This is a genomic window from Nocardioides mangrovi, assembly GCF_020073815.1.
In the GTDB taxonomy this organism is placed as follows: Bacteria; Actinomycetota; Actinomycetes; order Propionibacteriales; family Nocardioidaceae; genus Nocardioides; species Nocardioides mangrovi.
This window is the reverse complement of the sequence record NZ_JAIQZJ010000019.1, coordinates 17484-34588: the sequence shown is the minus strand read 5'-3', so window position 1 is coordinate 34588 and position 17105 is coordinate 17484. Positions and strand designations below refer to the sequence as shown.

Below are 17105 nucleotides of genomic sequence, written 5' to 3'. Positions count from 1 at the left end.
GAGTAGAACATGAGCATTTGCTCACTTTATCGTCGAGCCATGAGCACCGCACCGCTCAGCGAGCCCACCACCGTCCCGACCCGCTTCGGCTCCGCCAGGCCGTGGTCCGAGCGCGCGGCGCGCGGGCTGCGGATCACGGCCGGCCCCGGCGCCGAGCCCACGGCCGGCGAGATCCGCGCGCTCCAGGAGGGCCTGCTGCGCCGCGACGAGCCGGCGGCCGCCGTGGCCCGCGCCGTCCGCGAGGACCGCACCCTCACCATGCGCGAGGTGCACGCGGCCCTCGCCATCGGAGAGGCTCCCGGACCGGGTCCGCTGCTGGACCTCTTCGACGAGGTCGCGCGGAGGCCCGACTGGGTCGACGACGACCTGCTCGCGCGGGGCGCCCGCGCCTGCCGGTCGTACGGCGCGGATGCCGGGGTCGTGCTCGCCTACGGGTCGCTGCTCGGCGGCTACCGCACCTCGGCCGCGGTCGAGCCGCTCGTGCGCACCGGGCGGCTCACCGGCGGCGAGACGCTGCGCCGGATCGGCGAGACCACGACCTGGTGGCGCGCGGTGACCGCGCCGGGCGGCCTCGCGCCCGGCGGTGAGGGCGTCCGACTCAGCCTGCACGTGCGGGTGATGCACGCCTTCGTCAACCACTGGCTCGAGCACGACGCCACCTGGCCGCTGGAGGAGAAGGGGGTGCCGGTCAACCAGTACGACCAGGCCTCGACGCTCGGGGTCTTCTCGACCAGCTTCCTGCTCCACCTGCGGCTGCTCGGCGTCCGCGTCTCCCGCGCGGACTCGGCGGCCGTCATGCACCTGTGGTCGTACGTCGGGTGGCTGATGGGCGTCGACGAGGAGTGGCTCCCGCGCACCGAGCGCCAGGGCCGGCGGCTGCTCTACCACTTCCTCGCCCACGACCCCGCGCCCGACGACGCCAGTCGCGAGCTCGCCCGCGCGCTCGTGCACATGGCCGACCACGCCCCGGTCTCGACGGCGCGGCGTACGTGGGAGCGCGAGCGGGCGCTGTCCGCCGGCACCTGGCTGCTCGGCCCGGCCGCGATGCGCGACCTCGGGCTCCCCCGCCGGGTGCCGTGGTACGGCGCGGCGCGGGTCGCCCGCAACCTGCTCTGGAGCCAGCTCGTCGGCCGGCTGCCCGGCGGCCAGGACGTGCTGGTGCGCCGCGGCGACCGCGCGTTCGAGCGCCAGGTCGCCCGGTGGTACGCCGGCAGCTCGCCCGAGGTGCCGGCGGCCGGCCAGAACGCCTAGAGCTCGGCCTCGGCGGCGCGGGCCAGCCGCTCGTCGCGGCGCCGCTCGAGCTCGGCCACGATCGCGGCCGCCTCGGTCTCGAGGACGGCGACGTCCTCGGCGGTGAAGTCGCGCGGCGCCAGGTCGATCACGCAGCAGTTGCCGAGCACCTCCCCCGCCGAGGTGAGCAGCGGCGCGCCGGCGTAGGCCCGCACCCCGTCGTGGACGGAGGTCGGATTGAGCCGGTGCACGGCGCTGTCGTGGGTGTCGGGCACCACGAAGGACTCCTTGGTCCGCACGCTGGTCGCGCAGAAGGACCACTCGATCGGGTTGCCGGCCGCCTCGGCGATCCAGCTGCCGCGGCCGCCGTAGCTGCCGACGAGGCACTGCGCGCTGCCGAGCACGATGCTGACCCCGCCGAGCGCGGCGCCGAGACGCTGCGCGACGCGACTGGCGGCCTGGTCGAGCTCGACCCGGAGCTCCGGGGCGAAGGGGTCCAGTGCCAGGAGCTCCGCGATCCGCTCGGGGCGGGGCGCTCGGCCCTTGAGGAGCGTGTCCAGGGCGACCCGCGCCCAGTCCCAGGCCGGCGCGGGGCCGCTGCTGCCGCGCGCCGCGATGGCCCGGTACGTCGCGATCCGCACTCCCATCGACCGGCCCACGAGCCCGGCCGCCCCGCCCATGTCGACCAGGGCCGCGGCGATGCGGCTCAGGTCGTCGAGGCCGGGGTGGGTGGTGTCCGACGGGACGCCGGCCCGGTCGCAGGCCTCGGCCCAGGTCGGGAGCACGGGGTCGGTGGTCCCCATCCACAGGTCGTGGCGGAGGTCGTCACCGGTCGGTGCGTGGAGGCCGTGGCTGCGGAGCTTGCTGGTCAGTTCCGAGCTACTGACAGCGGTCATGATGAGTTGTCCCTACTTCACGTCGGTCGACATCAGGCCGCCGCGGGCTCGACGACCGGACGCAGCGCGCCGGCGAGGCCGAGGGCGGCGGCCAGGTCCTGCAGGTCGAGGGCCGGCACGAGGCGGGAGCCGCCCGCCAGCCGCACGAGCGGAGCGTCCTGGACGGCGTGGGCGAGCTCCCCGCTCACCCGACGGTGGTCGGGGTCGGTCCACTCCAGCGGCTCGATGCCACCCAGGGAGTCGACCGCGAGGGCGACCCGCTCCTCGCCGAGCTCGACGAGCAGCAGGCAGGAGGACGGGCCACGCTGCCCGGGCTCCTGGCCAAGGACCCGCGCGAGCGGGACCACGGGGACGGTCCGGCCCCGGTGCACGAGGAAGCCGGCGACGTGCTTGACGGGCGAGGGTGTCAGCGCCTCGGCGTACGGCAGGATCTCCACGACCTGCTCCAGCGGGGACGCGAGCGCGACCCCCGCGGTGTAGGTGAGGTACGCCGGACCACCGGTCGCTCCGGCGGCCCCACGGGTGAGCACGTCGACGAGCTCGCCGCCGGCGTCCGTGGCCACGGCGAGCTCGACGTTCACGGAGGCGAGCGCGAGGAGCGACGGCTCGGCGCGCAGGCCGGCGCCGTCGACCACCAGGCACGCGCCGGACCCGACCTCGATCGCGCCGCGCACCAGGTCCGGACGGTGGTGGGCGAAGCCGGGGACCGGCAGCACGCCGTCCCCCGCGGTGCGCAGCTCGACCAGGTCGGTGACAGCCAGGACGACGTAGCCCGGGCCGAGGTCGAGCACCACGCCGGAGCGCACGTCGTCCTCGCCGAGCGGCGGCGTCCCGACCAGGGTCATCGGGTCGACCACCGGGACCTCGCGTCCGGCGTACGACGTGACGCCCAGGCAGTCCCCGCTGGTCAGCATGGAGCGGCGTACGTCGGTCAGTGGGATCGTCGTGTGGATCGAGGCGACCTCCAGGGCGAGGACCTGGTCGCCGCAGCGGACCAGGGTCAGGCTCTCCCCGCGACCGGTGCCGGTGCCGTGGACGGCGACGGCGGCCGGCTGCTCCGCGACCCGCGGGATGCCCGGCAGGGCGTGCAGGTGGGCGGCGGCGAGGACGCTGACCGGTCGGGCCGGGTCCTCGTGCTGGAAGGCGTGCGAGACGAGCAGCTCGCCGTGGGCCGTCGAGAGCTCGACGAGGTCGGCGTCGGGCACCCGGGTCACCCCGAGCACCCGGTCGACGACGAGGCCGACGACGTGGTGGTCGTGCGCCACGACGACGACCACCTGGTCGGCGGGCGGCGTGTCGGCCAGGCCGAGCAGCGGGCGCAGGTCGATGACGGGCAGCACCATCGAGCGCAGCCCCATCGCCCCGACCAGCCCGGTCGTGGCGACCGGGAGCGGGGTCAGCCGCTCCGGCCGCGGGACGACCTCCCGCAGCGCCGACAGCGGCAGGGCGAGGTCGAGCTCGCCGAGCTGCAGCAGCCCGTAGACGGGATCGGTCGGCACGGCGTCACGCCTCGGTGGTGGCGGAGGCGAGCTGGTCGATCAGGCTGTTGACCTGTTCGGAGGCCTCCTGCTGCACGCGGGTCGACGCGGAGATCGTCCGGATCGCCTCGTTGGTCCGCGACACGCTGGTCACGATCCGCTCGAAGGCGACCTCGGCCCGCTGCGAGACCGCGGAGCCCTGGTCGACCCGGTCGGCCGACTCCTCGATGAGGCGCCCGATCTGCTGGGCCGCCTCGAAGGAGCGCTCGGCGAGCTTGCGCACCTCGCCGGCGACGATCGAGAAGCCGACGCCGTGCTCACCGGCCCGTGCCGCCTCGATCGAGGCGTTGAAGGCGAGCAGGTTGGTCTGGCCGGCGATCTCGCCGATCACCTTGACGATGTCGCTGATCGCGGTCGACGACTTCTGGATCAGCGAGATGGCCTCGATCGAGGCGCGCAGCGCCTCGACGCCCTGCTCGGCGTTCGAGTGGGTCTCGGCGGCCAGCTCGGTCGCGGTGCGCGACTGGGTCGCGATCTCGGTGATCGAGCCGGCGAGCTCACGCACCGAGGAGGTCATCTGGCGGGTGCCGTCGTCGATGCGCTGCTCGCGCTCGACCTCGGGCGTCACGTCGTAGGCGTACTTGATCACCTTGGCGACGTTGCCGCGCAGGTCGAGGACGGGGTTGTAGGTCGCCTGGATGTAGACGTCGCGGCCGTACTTGCCCTTGCGGTGGAAGCGGCCGGCGATGACCTCGCCCTTGCTCAGCCGCAGCCAGAAGTCGCGGTACTCGGCGGAGCGGGTGTACTCCTCGGAGCAGAACATGCTGTGGTGCTGGCCGACGATCTCGCGCAGCGAGTAGCCGATGGTGCGCAGGAAGTTCTCGTTGGCGTCGAGCACGATCCCCTCGAGGTCGAACTCGATGACCGCCTGGGCGCGGTCGACCGCGTCGACGCGGGCCACGATCTCGGCGTTCGCCTGCTTGGCGGCCGTGATGTCGGTCGCGAACTTCACGACCTTGGTCGGCGCGCCCTTGGCGTCGAGGATCGGGTTGTACGTCGCCTGCAGCCACACCTCGCGGGCGCCCTTGCCGAGGCGGCGGTACTCGCCTGCCTCGTACTGGCCGGCGGCGAGCCGCTCCCAGAAGTCGGCGTACTCCTGGCTCTGGGCGTGCTCGGGCTCGACGAAGAGTCGGTGGTGCTTGCCCTGGATGTCCGGCAGTGCGTAGCCGACGACGTCGAGGAAGTTCCGGTTGGCGGTGAGGATCCGGCCCTCGAGGTCGAACTCGATGACGGCCTGCGCCCGGTCGATCGCGGCGACCTTGCCGACGTGCTCGGCGGCGATCCGCTTCGCCTCGGAGACGTCCTGGGCGAGCTTGACGACCTTGGTCGGCTGGCCCTCGTCGTCGAGGACCGGGTTGTACGTCGCCTGCAGCCAGACCTCGCGCCCGTCCCGGGTCAGCCGGAGGAACTCGTCCTGGACGAACGTGCCGGCCCGCAGCCGCGCCCAGAAGTCGGCGTACTCCTGCGACTCCGCGTGCTCGGGGGTGCAGAACATCCGGTGGTGCTTGCCCTTGACGGCGGGCAGCGAGTAGCCCATCAGGTCGAGGAAATTCTGGTTCGCGGTGATCACGGTGCCGTCGAGCTCGAACTCGATGACGGCGAGGGAGCGGTCGAGGGCGGCGACGAGACCGGTGAGGTCGCGCTCGTCTCCCGAGGCTGCAGCGGCGTGGGCAGGCATGCGGGGGTCTCCTGGGAGGGCGTCGGGGTGTCTCACCGGCGCAATCGGCCCGGATCCGGCGGGCCTGAGAGGAACAGGTCACCAAACATCCGCTTGGTGCGAGATGGGCCACACCGGAGGGCCCCTCCCGTTTCCGGCGGCTGGCGATACCCTGCCCCGGGGTCGTCGCGGCCCACCACGTCTGACGCAGGAGGGGTAGTGCCCGAGAGCAAGCCGCTGCAGAAGGTCCTGATCGCCAACCGCGGGGAGATCGCGGTGCGGGTGATCCGGGCCTGCAAGGACGCCGGGATCGGGAGCGTCGCCGTGTACGCCGAGCCCGACCGGGACGCCCTGTTCGTCCGGCTCGCCGACGAGGCCTACTCCCTGGGCGGCGCCACGCCGGCCGACTCCTACCTCGACATCGCGAAGATCATCGCGGCCGCCGAGCAGTCGGGTGCCGACTCGGTGCACCCCGGCTACGGCTTCCTCGCCGAGAACGCCGACTTCGCCCAGGCCGTGATCGACGCCGGTCTGACCTGGATCGGCCCGCCGCCGGCGGCCATCGAGGCGCTGGGCGACAAGGCGAAGGCCAAGCACATCGCCGTCCGGGCGAACGCCCCGCTCGCGCCGGGCACCAAGGACCCGCTCAAGGACGCCGACGAGGCCGTGGCCTTCGCCCAGGAGAACGGCCTCCCGATCGCGATCAAGGCGGTCTTCGGCGGTGGCGGCCGCGGCCTCAAGGTCGCCCGCACGATCGAGGAGATCCCGGACGCCTTCGAGTCCGCGGTCCGCGAGGCGGTCGGCGCGTTCGGTCGCGGTGAGTGCCTGGTCGAGAAGTTCCTCGACAAGCCGCGCCACGTCGAGACCCAGTGCCTGGCCGACCAGCACGGCAACGTCGTGGTGGTCTCCACCCGCGACTGCTCGCTCCAGCGCCGCAACCAGAAGCTGGTCGAGGAGGCGCCCGCGCCGTTCCTCTCCGACGAGCAGCTCGCCGAGCTCTACGAGTCCTCGAAGCGGATCCTGAAGGAGGCCGGCTACTACGGCGCCGGCACGTGCGAGTTCCTGGTCGCCCAGGACGGCTCGATCTCCTTCCTCGAGGTCAACACCCGCCTCCAGGTCGAGCACTGCGTCTCCGAGGAGGTCACCGGCATCGACCTGGTCCGCGAGATGTTCCGGATCGCGGCCGGCGAGGAGCTCGGCTACGGCGACCCGGAGATCATCGGCCACTCGATCGAGTACCGCATCAACGCGGAGGACGGCGGCCGCAACTTCATGCCGGCGCCGGGCACCCTGTCGGCGTGGAACCCGCCGCAAGGCCCCGGCATCCGGGTCGACGGCGGCTACGAGAACGGCGAGACCGTCCCGGGCTCGTTCGACTCCCTCATCGCCAAGCTGATCGTCTCCGGCCGCGACCGCACCCAGGCGCTGGAGCGCTCGCGCCGCGCGCTCGACGAGTTCGTCGTCGACGGCATGCCGACGGTCATCCCCTTCCACCAAGCGGTCGTGCGGGACCCGGCGTACGTCGGCCCCTCCAACCCGACCGGCGAGGGCTCGTTCGACGTCTACACGCAGTGGATCGAGACCGACTTCGACAACCAGATCACGCCGTACGGCGGCGACTCGGCCGAGGCCGAAGAGGCCGGCGAGCGGCAGAAGGTCGTCGTCGAGGTCGGCGGCAAGCGCCTCGAGGTCGTGCTCCCCGGCGGGCTCGGCGGCATCGCCGCGGCGCCGTCCGGAGGCGCCAAGAAGCCCAAGCGCGCCGGCGGCAAGAAGGCCGGCGCCGCCGCGAGCGGCGACGCCGTGACCAGCCCGATGCAGGGCACCGTCGTCAAGGTCGTCGTCGAGGAGGGCCAGGAGGTCGCCGACGGCGACACCGTGGTGGTCATCGAGGCGATGAAGATGGAGCAGCCGCTCAAGGCCCACAAGGCCGGCACCGTCACCGGCCTCCAGGCCGAGGTCGGCCAGACCGTCGCCAACGGCGCGGTCATCTGCGAGATCAAGGACTGAAGGCTCGGCGGGCCCGGCTAGCCTCGGGCCCATGCAGCTGCGTGAGCCGAGCCGGCGGGTCAGCCCGCGGGCTCGGCTGATGTGGGCGACCACCGCCGCGCTCGAGGCGGTGCTGCTGGTCGCGGTGGTCGCCGTGGCCGGCCCGGTCTCCGGCTGGCTGCCGCTCCCCTGGTGGCTCGTCGTCCTGCTCGGCGTCGTGGCGGCGGCGTACGTCGTGGTGATGCCGGTGTGGCGCTACCGCGTGCACCGGTGGGAGGTCACCGACACCGCCGTCTACACGCAGACCGGCTGGTGGGTGCGCGAGCGACGGATCGCGCCGATGTCGCGGATCCAGACCGTCGACCACGGCGAGGGTGCGGTCGCGCGGCTCTTCGGGCTCGCGACGGTGACCGTGACGACCGCGTCGGCGGCCGGTGCTCTCGAGATCGTCGGCCTGGAGCGCGACGGGGCGCTGGCGCTGGCCGAGCAGCTCGCCGTCCGGGCGGACACCGTGCCGGGCGACGCGACGTGAGCGCCCGGTGAGCGAGCCGTCCGGGGAGTGGCAGCGGCTGGACCCGCGGATGCTGCTGGTGCTGCCGGTCCGGGAGCTGGTGCGCTTCCTGCCCGTGCTGCTCGCGATCTTCGTCGCCGGCACCGCATCCGGACGCACCGACTGGTGGCACGGGCTCGGCATCGCGATCCCGGTGGGGCTCGGCCTGCTGCGCTACCTGACGACCTTCTTCCGGATCACCGCGACCCGGGTCGAGCTGCGCCGCGGTCTGCTCAACCGGCACCTGCTCTCGACACCCCTCGACCGCGTACGCACCGTCGACCTGACCGCGTCGCCCACGCACCGGGTGCTCGGGCTGACCACCGTCCGGATCGGGACCGGCACCGCGTCGACGGACGACGAGGACCACCTCGACCTCGACGGTCTGCCGGTCGAGCGGGCCCGGGAGCTCCGCGCCGAGCTGCTGCACCTGGCGACCGCCGACGCCGCGGCCGGGACGACACCGGAGCGGGACGACCGGCTGGTCGTGCGCTTCGACCCTGCGTGGGTGCGCTTCGCGCCCTTCACCAGCACCGGCCTGGCCCTCGCCGCCGGCGCGGTCGGCGTCGCCGTGCAGGCGGTGAACACGCTCGGCGGCTTCCAGCGGCTCGACACGCAGGGCCTCGCCGAGGACGCCTCGGGGTGGTCGGTCTGGCTCGCCCTGCCGCTGGCCCTGGTCGGGCTGCTCGTCGTCGTGACGGCGCTCGCGGTGGGCGGGTACGTCGTGACCAACTGGGCCTTCTCGCTGACCCACGCCGGCCCGGAGGGGCACGGCGCCTGGCACCTGCGCCGGGGCCTGCTCACCACCCGCGAGACCTCGCTGGACGACGAGCGGGTGAGCGGCGTCCGGCTCGCGCAGCCGCTCGGGCTCCGGGTCGCCCGCGGCGCCCGCGTGTCGGCGATCGTCACCGGCCTCGACCGCGAAGAGTCCGGCAGTGCGCTGCTCGCCCCGCCGTGCCCGCGTGCCGTGGCCACGGACGTCGCCGCCGAGGTCCTGCGCACCGACGCCCCGCTGAGCGCGGCCCTGGTCGACCACGGCCCGGCCGCGCGGCGTCGCCGCTACACCCGCGCCCTGGTCCCGACCGCCGTGGTGGTGGCCGCGGTCGCCGTGCTCGTCGGCCTCGACCTGCTGCCCGGCTGGTGGCTCGTCGTGGTCGTGCTGCTGCCCGCCGCCGTGCTGCTCGCGGGCGACCGGGCGGCCGCGCTCGGGCACGCCCTCGTCGACGGCCACCTGGTCGCCCGGTCCGGCAGCCTCGACCGCCGGCACGAGGCGCTCGCGACGCGCGGCGTGATCGGGTGGAACCTCCGGGCGAGCTGGTTCCAGCGCCGTGCCGGCCTCACCACCCTCGTCGCGACCACCGCCGGCGGGCCGCAGGCGGTGACCGTCCTCGACGTACCCCTCGACGTGGCCGTGGCCCTCGCCCACGACGCGCAGCCGGACCTCGTCTCCCAGTTCCTCGACGGACCGCCCCTCGTCTCGCCCGAGACCATCGCCACTGCGACCTGACGGCGGGGCTCATAGGGTGGCCGCATGTTCACCAAGGTGCTCGTGGCCAACCGCGGCGAGATCGCGATCCGAGCCTTCCGGGCGGCGTACGAGCTCGGCGCCCGCACGGTCGCGGTCTTCCCCTACGAGGACCGCTGGTCGGAGCACCGCCTCAAGGCCGACGAGGCCTACGAGATCGGCGAGCGTGGCCACCCGGTGCGCGCCTACCTCGACCCCGAGGGCATCGTCGCCGTCGCACTGCGGGCCGGCGCCGACGCGGTCTACCCGGGCTACGGCTTCCTGTCGGAGAACCCCGCGCTCGCCGAGGCCTGCGCCAACGCCGGCATCACCTTCATCGGCCCGGCCTCCGAGGTCCTGGAGCTGACCGGCAACAAGGCCCGCGCGATCGCGGCGGCCAAGGCCGCCGGCGTCCCGACGCTCGCCTCGGTCGACCCGTCGACCGACGTCGACACCCTCGTCGCGGCCGCCTCCGACCTGCCCTACCCGCTCTTCGTGAAGGCCGTCGCCGGCGGCGGCGGCCGGGGCATGCGCCGCGTCGAGGACCCGAAGGACCTGCGCGAGGCCGTCGAGACCTGCATGCGGGAGGGCGAGGCGGCCTTCGGCGACCCGACCGTCTTCATCGAGCAGGCCGTCGTCGAGCCCCGTCACATCGAGGTGCAGATCCTCGCCGACGGCGAGGGCAACGTGATCCACCTCTTCGAGCGGGACTGCTCCGTGCAGCGGCGCCACCAGAAGGTCATCGAGATCGCGCCCGCCCCCAACCTCGACCCCGAGTTGCGGATGAGGATCTGCGCCGACGCCGTGCGCTTCGCGAAGGAGATCGGCTACCGCAACGCCGGCACCGTGGAGTTCCTGCTCGACCCGCAGGGCAACTACGTCTTCATCGAGATGAACCCTCGCATCCAGGTCGAGCACACCGTGACCGAGGAGGTCACCGACGTCGACCTCGTGCAGTCGCAGATGCGGATCGCCTCGGGCGAGACGCTCGACGACCTCGGCCTCTCCCAGGACACCGTGCAGGTGCGCGGCGCCGCGCTCCAGTGCCGGATCACCACCGAGGACCCGGCCAACGGCTTCCGCCCGGACACCGGCGTCATCACGACCTACCGCTCCCCCGGCGGCGGCGGCGTCCGCGTCGACGGCGGTACGACGTACACCGGCGCCGAGGTCTCGGCGCACTTCGACTCGATGCTGGCCAAGCTCACCTGTCGCGGCCGCACCTTCGACAAGGCCGTGGAGAAGGCCCGCCGGGCGGTCGCGGAGTTCCGCATCCGCGGCGTCTCCACGAACATCCCCTTCCTCCAGGCGGTGCTCGCCGACCCCGACTTCGCCTCGGGCCACGTGACCACCTCCTTCATCGAGACCCACCCGCAGCTCCTGCAGGCGCGCGGCTCGGGCGACCGGGGCAGCAAGCTGCTGACCTACCTCGCCGACGTGACCGTCAACCAGCCGCATGGCCGGTCACCGGTCGCGATCGACCCGGCCAGCAAGCTGCCCGAGGTCAACCTCGAGGTCCCGGCTCCCGACGGCACCCGGCAGCTCCTGCTCGACGTCGGCCCGGAGGAGTTCGCCCGGCGGCTGCGCGAGCAGAAGGACGTCGCCGTCACCGACACGACCTTCCGCGACGCCCACCAGTCGCTGCTCGCCACCCGCGTGCGCACCCGCGACCTGCTGGCGGTCGCCGGCCACGTCGCCCGCACCACGCCTCAGCTGTGGTCGCTCGAGTGCTGGGGCGGCGCGACGTACGACGTCGCCCTGCGCTTCCTCTCCGAGGACCCGTGGGAGCGGCTGGCCGCGCTGCGCCAGGCCGTGCCCAACATCTGCCTCCAGATGCTGCTCCGCGGCCGCAACACGGTCGGCTACACGCCCTACCCGACCGCGGTCACCGACGCCTTCGTCGAGGAGGCCGCGGCCACCGGCATCGACGTCTTCCGGGTCTTCGACGCGCTCAACGACGTCGAGCAGATGCGCCCCGCGATCCAGGCGGTGCGCGCGACCGGCACGGCCGTCGCCGAGGTCGCGCTCTGCTACACCGGCGACCTCTCGGACCCGGACGAGCGGCTCTACACGCTCGACTACTACCTGCACCTCGCCGACGAGATCGTCGAGGCGGGCGCGCACGTCCTGGCGATCAAGGACATGGCCGGCCTGCTGCGGGTGCCCGCCGCGCACACCCTGGTGACCGCGCTGCGCGAGCGCTTCGACCTACCGGTGCACCTGCACACCCACGACACCGCCGGCGGCCAGCTGGCGACGCTGATGGCCGCGATCGACGCGGGTGTCGACGCCGTGGACGCCGCCACCGCCTCGATGGCCGGCACCACCTCCCAGCCTCCGCTCTCGGCGCTGGTCTCGGCGACCGACCACGGCGCCCGCGAGACCGGGCTGTCGCTCGGTGCGATCAACGCGCTCGAGCCCTACTGGGAGGCGACCCGCCGCGTCTACGCGCCCTTCGAGTCCGGCCTGCCCTCCCCCACCGGCCGCGTCTACCGCCACGAGATCCCCGGCGGCCAGCTCTCCAACCTGCGCCAGCAGGCGATCGCGCTCGGCCTGGGCGAGAAGTTCGAGCAGATCGAGGACATGTACGCCGCCGCCAACGACATCCTCGGCAACGTCCCGAAGGTCACGCCGTCCTCGAAGGTGATCGGCGACCTCGCCCTGCACCTCGTCGCGGTCGGGGCCGACCCCGCCGAGTTCGCCGACAACCCCGGCAGGTTCGACATCCCCGACTCGGTCATCGGCTTCCTCAACGGCGAGCTCGGCGACCCGCCGGGCGGCTGGCCCGAGCCGTTCCGCACCAAGGCGCTCGAGGGCCGCAAGCACAAGCCGCCGATGGAGACCCTCACCGACGAGCAGCAGGCGGGCCTCGACAGCCCCCACGGTTCAGGGAGCTCGCCGACCCGTCGCCGCACGCTCAACGAGCTGCTCTTCCCCGGCCCGACGCGCGAGTTCAGCGAGTCGCGGGCGACGTACGGCGACCTCTCGGTGGTGCCGACGCGGGAGTACCTCTACGGCCTGCGGCAGGGCGAGGAGCACGAGGTCGAGCTCGAGGAGGGCAAGACCATCATCTTCGGCCTCCAGGCGATCAGCGAGGCCGACGAGCGCGGCATCCGCACGGTGCTCGCGACCATCAACGGTCAGCTGCGGCCGGTGAACGTCCGCGACACCTCGATCGCGGCCGACGTCGCCGCCGCCGAGAAGGCCGACACCTCGCAGCCGGGCCACGTCGCCGCGCCCTTCCAGGGCGTCGTGACGATCGTCGTCGAGAAGGGCGACCAGGTCGCCGCCGGCGACACGGTCGCCACCATCGAGGCGATGAAGATGGAGGCCTCGATCACCGCCCCCGTCGCCGGCACCGTCGACCGGATCGCGCTCGGCGGCACCCAGGCCGTCGAGGGCGGCGACCTGGTGCTCGTGCTGTCCTGAGGTCGCGCGCTGTCGCGGCGCGGGCGAGGTGCTGGGCGGCGTCCGAATCGCGCAATTGCGCCGTTGTGACGCTCAGCCCGGCGTCACGATGACGTTGACCGCGCGGAGGTCGACCTCGCCGGTGGCGGTGTAGGCGTGCGGGACGTCGGCCGGCCAGACCATGTGGCCGCCGGCGCCGGCCTCGGCCACCTGGCCGGCGTGCTCGACGCGGACCGAGCCGGCCAGCACCACCAGCTGCTCGACGACGCCGGGCTGGTGTGCCGGTGACGAGCGGGTGACGCCGGCGCGGACCCGGAGCAGCCACACCTCGCTGGTCGTGGTCGCGGAGCGCTCGGTGTGGAGCAGCACGGTCTCGAAGCCGTCGTCGGAGACCTCGGCCCCGTCGCGGAAGTCGACGAGCTCCGCGAGCGGCACGCGCAGCGGCCCGGCGACGGCGTACAGGGTGTCGAGGGTCGGGTTGCGCCGGCCGGTCTCGAGCTCGGAGAGCGAGCCCTTGCCGATGCCGGCGGCGGCCGCGAGCGCCGAGAGCGAGAGCCCCCGCTCCTGGCGCAGCGCGCGCACGCGGGCACCCACCGCCGCCCCGGGTTCGCTCGTCGCCACGCGACCACGCTACCGTGGGTTCTGTTTACAGAACACCACGGACGGAGGGTCGCGTGAGCGAGCACCAGGGCACGCCCGTCGTCGCCGGCATCGTCACCGCGGTCGTCGGCTCCAGCAGCTCCTTCGTCGTCGTCCTCGGCGGCCTGGTCGCGGTCGGCGCGAGCCCGGCGCAGGCGGCGTCCGGGCTGCTCGCCGTCTACGTGACCCAGGCCCTCGGCATGCTCTGGCTGGCGCTGCGGCACCGCACCCCGCTCACGCTCGCGTGGTCGACGCCGGGAGCCGCGCTGCTGCTCTCGACCGGCGTGGTGGCCGGCGGGTGGCCCGCCGCGGTCGGGGCGTTCGTGGTGACCGGGGTCCTCGTCGTGCTCACCGGGCTGGTCACCCGCCTCGGCGACCTCATCGCCCGGATCCCCACCTCCCTCGCGCAGGCGATGCTCGCGGGGGTGCTGGTGCCGATCTGCCTCGAGCCGGTGACCGGGCTGACCGACTCCCCGGCGTACGTCGCGCCCGTCGTCGCCACCTGGCTCGTCATGCACCTCGTCTCGCGCCGGTGGGCGGTCCCGGTCACCCTCGCGGTCGCGCTCGTCGTCGTGGTGGTCGCGGCCGGGTCGTCGGTCGACACCGGCGACCTGCTCCCGTCGCTGACCTGGACCACCCCGCACTGGACGGTCGCCGCGGTGGTGAGCATCGCCGTGCCGCTGTACGTCGTCACCATGGCCTCCCAGAACGTGCCCGGTGTGGCGGTGATGGCCAGCTACGGCTACTCCGTCCCCTGGCGGGAGACGATGGCGGTGACCGGCATCGGCACCGTCGTCGGTGCCCCGTTCGGCGGCCACGCCATCAACCTCGCGGCGATCACCGCCGCGCTCACGGCCGGTCCGAACGCGGGGCCGGACCGCGACCGGCGCTGGATCGCATCGGTCTCAGCGGCGGGCACCTACCTGGTGCTCGCCCTCGTCTCCTCGGCGCTCGCGGCCCTGGTCGCCGCGTCGCCGGGCGACGTCGTGCAGGCCGCCGCAGGGCTCGCGCTCCTCGGGACCCTGGGCGCCTCGCTCGCCGGCGCGCTGCGTGACGAGGACGGCCGCGAGGCCGCGGTGATCTGCTTCCTGGTCGCCGCCTCCGGCATCACCGTGCTGGGCGTCGGCGCCGCGTTCTGGGCGCTGGTGGCGGGCCTGGTGACCCGACCGCTGGTCAGCCGCTCGCGACCTTGAAGGTGATCCACGTCGACCGCAGGCCGAGCGCCGAGCGGAAGGTGTCCCCCGAGATCGTGGTCCGGCCGTCGCTGCCGACCAGCAGCACCGAGCTCACGCGGCCGCCCCACACGCCGTTGCCGTCGCGACCCCGGACGGCGATCCGGCTGAGGTTGCCGATGCCCGGCCAGGCGCGCTCGATCGTCGCGTCGGTGATCGTGGTCTTCCAGTCGTGGACGGGGTTGCCCGACCAGTCGTCGTACGTGTCGCGCTGCGCGGGCAGGTAGGACACCGAGCCGGCGCAGGTCCACCCGCCGCTGCTCGACCCGAACTGCGTGAACGCCGGCTGCCCGCCGCTGAGCAGCACCTGGCGCCGGGTGGCGGTGACCGCGTCGTTGGACGCCGGGTGCTCGGCGCCGTACCCGCCATAGACCTGGCAGGACGAGGTGTCGCACAGCTGGTAGACCGACGCCTGCGGGTGGCGGCGCTCGTACGCCGCGTAGGTGCGCGCGGCCACGGCCTGGGCCCGGACGGCGTCCGGGCTCCAGAGCGCCGGCATCTCGAGCGGGACGACGCCGCGCAGGTAGTTGTCGAGGGTGAGGGCGTTGACGGTCACCGTGTGGCCGGTGAGGGTCACCGCGGTGCGGAGCTTGCCGCGATAGGCGGTGGTGCCGCTCGGGGTGACCAGCGTGACCGGCTTGCCGCCGGCGGCGAACTCGCCCTGGCCCTCGAGCGCCTGCCAGCGGTGCCACTTCTTCGTCAGGAAGGAGACCCGGGTGACGCCGTCGCGGCCGGTGGCGACCTTCCACTGCCGGGCGCCGTTGTCGGGCAGCGTGACCCGCGCGCCGCCGGCCAGGTCGCGGACGGTCAGGCCCGACCGCGCTTCGACGACGAGGTCGTCGGTGGTGTCGGCCGAGATGAGCACGGTGACCCGGCCCTTGGCGGTGCCCCACGTCGTGCCGGGGTAGTAGAAGTCGACGATCTGGCGGTAGGTCAGCCCCTGGCGGGCGGCGCCCTCGGCGCCGTACTGCGACATGCCGTGGCCGTGGCCGTAGCCGTGGCCGCGGATGGTGATCGTCGCCTGTCCCGGGACCGACCAGGAGTCGGGCGCCGCCTGGGCCGCGGGCAGGCCGACGACGCTGGCGATCCCTGCGGTGAGCAGGGCCAGCAGGGCGCGTCGCATGAGGCCTCGATCGTCCGGAGTGGCGGGTGGTGCGGATGTGACGGGGAAATCGCACCATGCCCATCGGCGGCCCGCCAGAGGAACCGACGAACTACAGATCTGTAGTTCAGCCGGCCTTCTCGGTGACCGAGAACGTCAGCCACGCGGAGTAGAGGTGGAACCGGGTGGTGAAGGTCGTCGCCGGCATCGTGACCTCGCCCTGGTCGCCGGTCACGGTGATCGTCCCGGCCCGGCCACCCCACTCGCCGTGGCCGTCCCGGCCGTCGACGGTGAGGCCCTCGAGGTCGCCGATCTCGGGCCACGCCTTCTCGATCTGGTCGTCGCTGAGGTCGACGCTCCAGTCGACGTAGCGGTCGTCGGCGGCGGAGGCCCACGGGTCCTCCATCGCCACCAGGTAGGGCTCGTCGCCCGCGGCCGACCAGCCGCCGTTGCTCGCCGAGAACTCCGTGAAGGCCGGCTCGCCGTCGTAGGTGAGGATCTCGCCCTGGGTCTTCCGCACCGCGTCGTCGGTGGTCGGGTACTCCGCGCTGGCCCCGCCGTAGACCTGGCAGGACTCGGTGTCGCAGAGGTCGAAGGGCTTGCTGGCCCGGGCCGCGCGCTGGTGGGCGGCGTACGAGCGCGCGGCGACGGCCTGGGCGGCCAGCGTCGCCGGGTGCCACAGGGACGCGTAGGTCTCGGAGGGCACCACGCCGCGGAGGTAGGGCTCCATGCCGAGCACGTTGACGGCGATCCGGTTGCCGGCGGACGACGGGACCGAACGGATCACGCCGCGGTAGGACGTGGCCGTCCCGTCGTTGTTGTGCAGCCGGATCTTCGCTCCGCCGGCGGCGAACTCGACGGCACCGCGGACGGTGCGCAGCGTGTGCCAGCCCCGCGTGCGGTACTGCACCCGGCTGCTCCTGTCGCCCTGGGGGACGATCCGCCAGCGGCTGGCCTTCTTCCGCTGCTTCGCCAGCAGCCACGACGTGCCGCCGCCGGTCTTCTGCACGCGCAGCTTCGGGCTCGCGTCGACCACGACGGCGTTGCCGATGTCGCCCACGCTGAGCCACACCCGCACCGAGCCGCCGGCCGTCCCCCGGGAGGTGCCGGGATAGTAGTGGTCGAGGATGCCGCGGTAGCCGACCCGGGCGGCAGCGGCGTGCTCGGCGCCGTACTGCGAGAGGCCGCGGCCGTGGCCGTAGCCGTGCCCGTCGACGGTGATCGTCGCGTCCGGCGGCACCGGCCACACCTCGGCGGCCGAGGCCGGTGAGGAGAGGCCGAGCGAGGCGAGTCCGAGGGCGCAACCGAGCCCGATCAGCCGGCGGAGCGGCATGGTGTCTCCCGAGAGTCAGACAGCGTCGTA

12 protein-coding genes are annotated in these 17105 nt (G+C 73.6%); 6 read left to right on the top strand and 6 right to left on the bottom strand.

Going from position 1 to position 17105, the window contains the following annotated elements; translation table 11 throughout:
* Window positions 1-39 precede the first annotated feature (39 nt).
* Window positions 40-1251, top strand: a complete 1212-nt coding sequence (locus K8U61_RS22085) for an oxygenase MpaB family protein (RefSeq protein WP_224125173.1) — start codon at window positions 40-42, stop codon at window positions 1249-1251.
* On the opposite strand, the gene K8U61_RS22080 is transcribed toward K8U61_RS22085, so the two are convergent.
* The 3 genes from K8U61_RS22080 to K8U61_RS22070 are packed head-to-tail and all read right to left on the bottom strand — an operon-like array spanning window position 1248 to window position 5342.
* A complete protein-coding gene (locus tag K8U61_RS22080; RefSeq protein WP_224125172.1) occupies window positions 1248-2126 on the bottom strand; it encodes a GAF domain-containing protein in 879 nt (292 codons plus the stop codon). The two genes, K8U61_RS22085 and K8U61_RS22080, sit on opposite strands and share 4 nt — an antisense overlap.
* A gap of 32 nt (window positions 2127-2158) precedes the next feature.
* The gene (locus K8U61_RS22075; RefSeq protein ID WP_224125171.1) at window positions 2159-3625 is read right to left on the bottom strand and encodes a chemotaxis protein CheW; all 1467 of its coding nucleotides are present in this window, start codon (window positions 3623-3625) and stop codon (window positions 2159-2161) included.
* Between the two features lie 4 nt (window positions 3626-3629).
* Window positions 3630-5342 carry a methyl-accepting chemotaxis protein gene (locus K8U61_RS22070; RefSeq protein ID WP_224125170.1) on the bottom strand — a complete coding sequence of 571 codons (1713 nt, stop codon included), beginning with the start codon at window positions 5340-5342 and terminating at the stop codon, window positions 3630-3632.
* A gap of 198 nt (window positions 5343-5540) precedes the next feature.
* Here K8U61_RS22070 and K8U61_RS22065 point away from each other — a divergent pair, with 198 nt between their 5' ends.
* From K8U61_RS22065 to K8U61_RS22050, 4 genes are read left to right on the top strand one after another with little or no spacing between them, the layout of a single operon-like run.
* Entirely contained in the window at window positions 5541-7328 is a 1788-nt protein-coding gene (locus K8U61_RS22065; RefSeq protein ID WP_224125169.1) for an acetyl/propionyl/methylcrotonyl-CoA carboxylase subunit alpha, read from the top strand.
* Between the two features lie 31 nt (window positions 7329-7359).
* The gene (locus tag K8U61_RS22060; RefSeq protein ID WP_224125168.1) at window positions 7360-7839 is read left to right on the top strand and encodes a PH domain-containing protein; all 480 of its coding nucleotides are present in this window, start codon (window positions 7360-7362) and stop codon (window positions 7837-7839) included.
* Between the two features lie 7 nt (window positions 7840-7846).
* Entirely contained in the window at window positions 7847-9364 is a 1518-nt protein-coding gene (locus K8U61_RS22055; protein ID WP_224125167.1) for a PH domain-containing protein, read from the top strand.
* 24 nt (window positions 9365-9388) lie between these two features.
* Window positions 9389-12790: a pyruvate carboxylase gene (locus tag K8U61_RS22050; RefSeq protein WP_224125166.1), complete on the top strand. Its 3402-nt coding sequence runs from the start codon at window positions 9389-9391 to the stop codon at window positions 12788-12790.
* Between the two features lie 72 nt (window positions 12791-12862).
* Here the strand turns inward: K8U61_RS22050 and K8U61_RS22045 are convergent, their stop codons facing one another.
* On the bottom strand, window positions 12863-13390 hold the full coding sequence (locus K8U61_RS22045) for an XRE family transcriptional regulator (RefSeq protein ID WP_224125165.1): 528 nt from the start codon (window positions 13388-13390) through the stop codon (window positions 12863-12865).
* Between the two features lie 53 nt (window positions 13391-13443).
* Here K8U61_RS22045 and K8U61_RS22040 point away from each other — a divergent pair, with 53 nt between their 5' ends.
* Window positions 13444-14601 (top strand): benzoate/H(+) symporter BenE family transporter, encoded by a 1158-nt coding sequence (locus tag K8U61_RS22040; protein ID WP_224125164.1) that lies wholly within the window; start codon window positions 13444-13446, stop codon window positions 14599-14601.
* Here K8U61_RS22040 and K8U61_RS22035 read toward each other — a convergent pair.
* Together K8U61_RS22035 and K8U61_RS22030 are read right to left on the bottom strand one after the other, a co-directional pair.
* On the bottom strand, window positions 14582-15763 hold the full coding sequence (locus K8U61_RS22035) for a SpoIID/LytB domain-containing protein (protein ID WP_224125163.1): 1182 nt from the start codon (window positions 15761-15763) through the stop codon (window positions 14582-14584). The two genes, K8U61_RS22040 and K8U61_RS22035, sit on opposite strands and share 20 nt — an antisense overlap.
* A gap of 106 nt (window positions 15764-15869) precedes the next feature.
* On the bottom strand, window positions 15870-17075 hold the full coding sequence (locus K8U61_RS22030; protein ID WP_224125162.1) for a SpoIID/LytB domain-containing protein: 1206 nt from the start codon (window positions 17073-17075) through the stop codon (window positions 15870-15872).
* Window positions 17076-17105 lie beyond the last annotated feature (30 nt).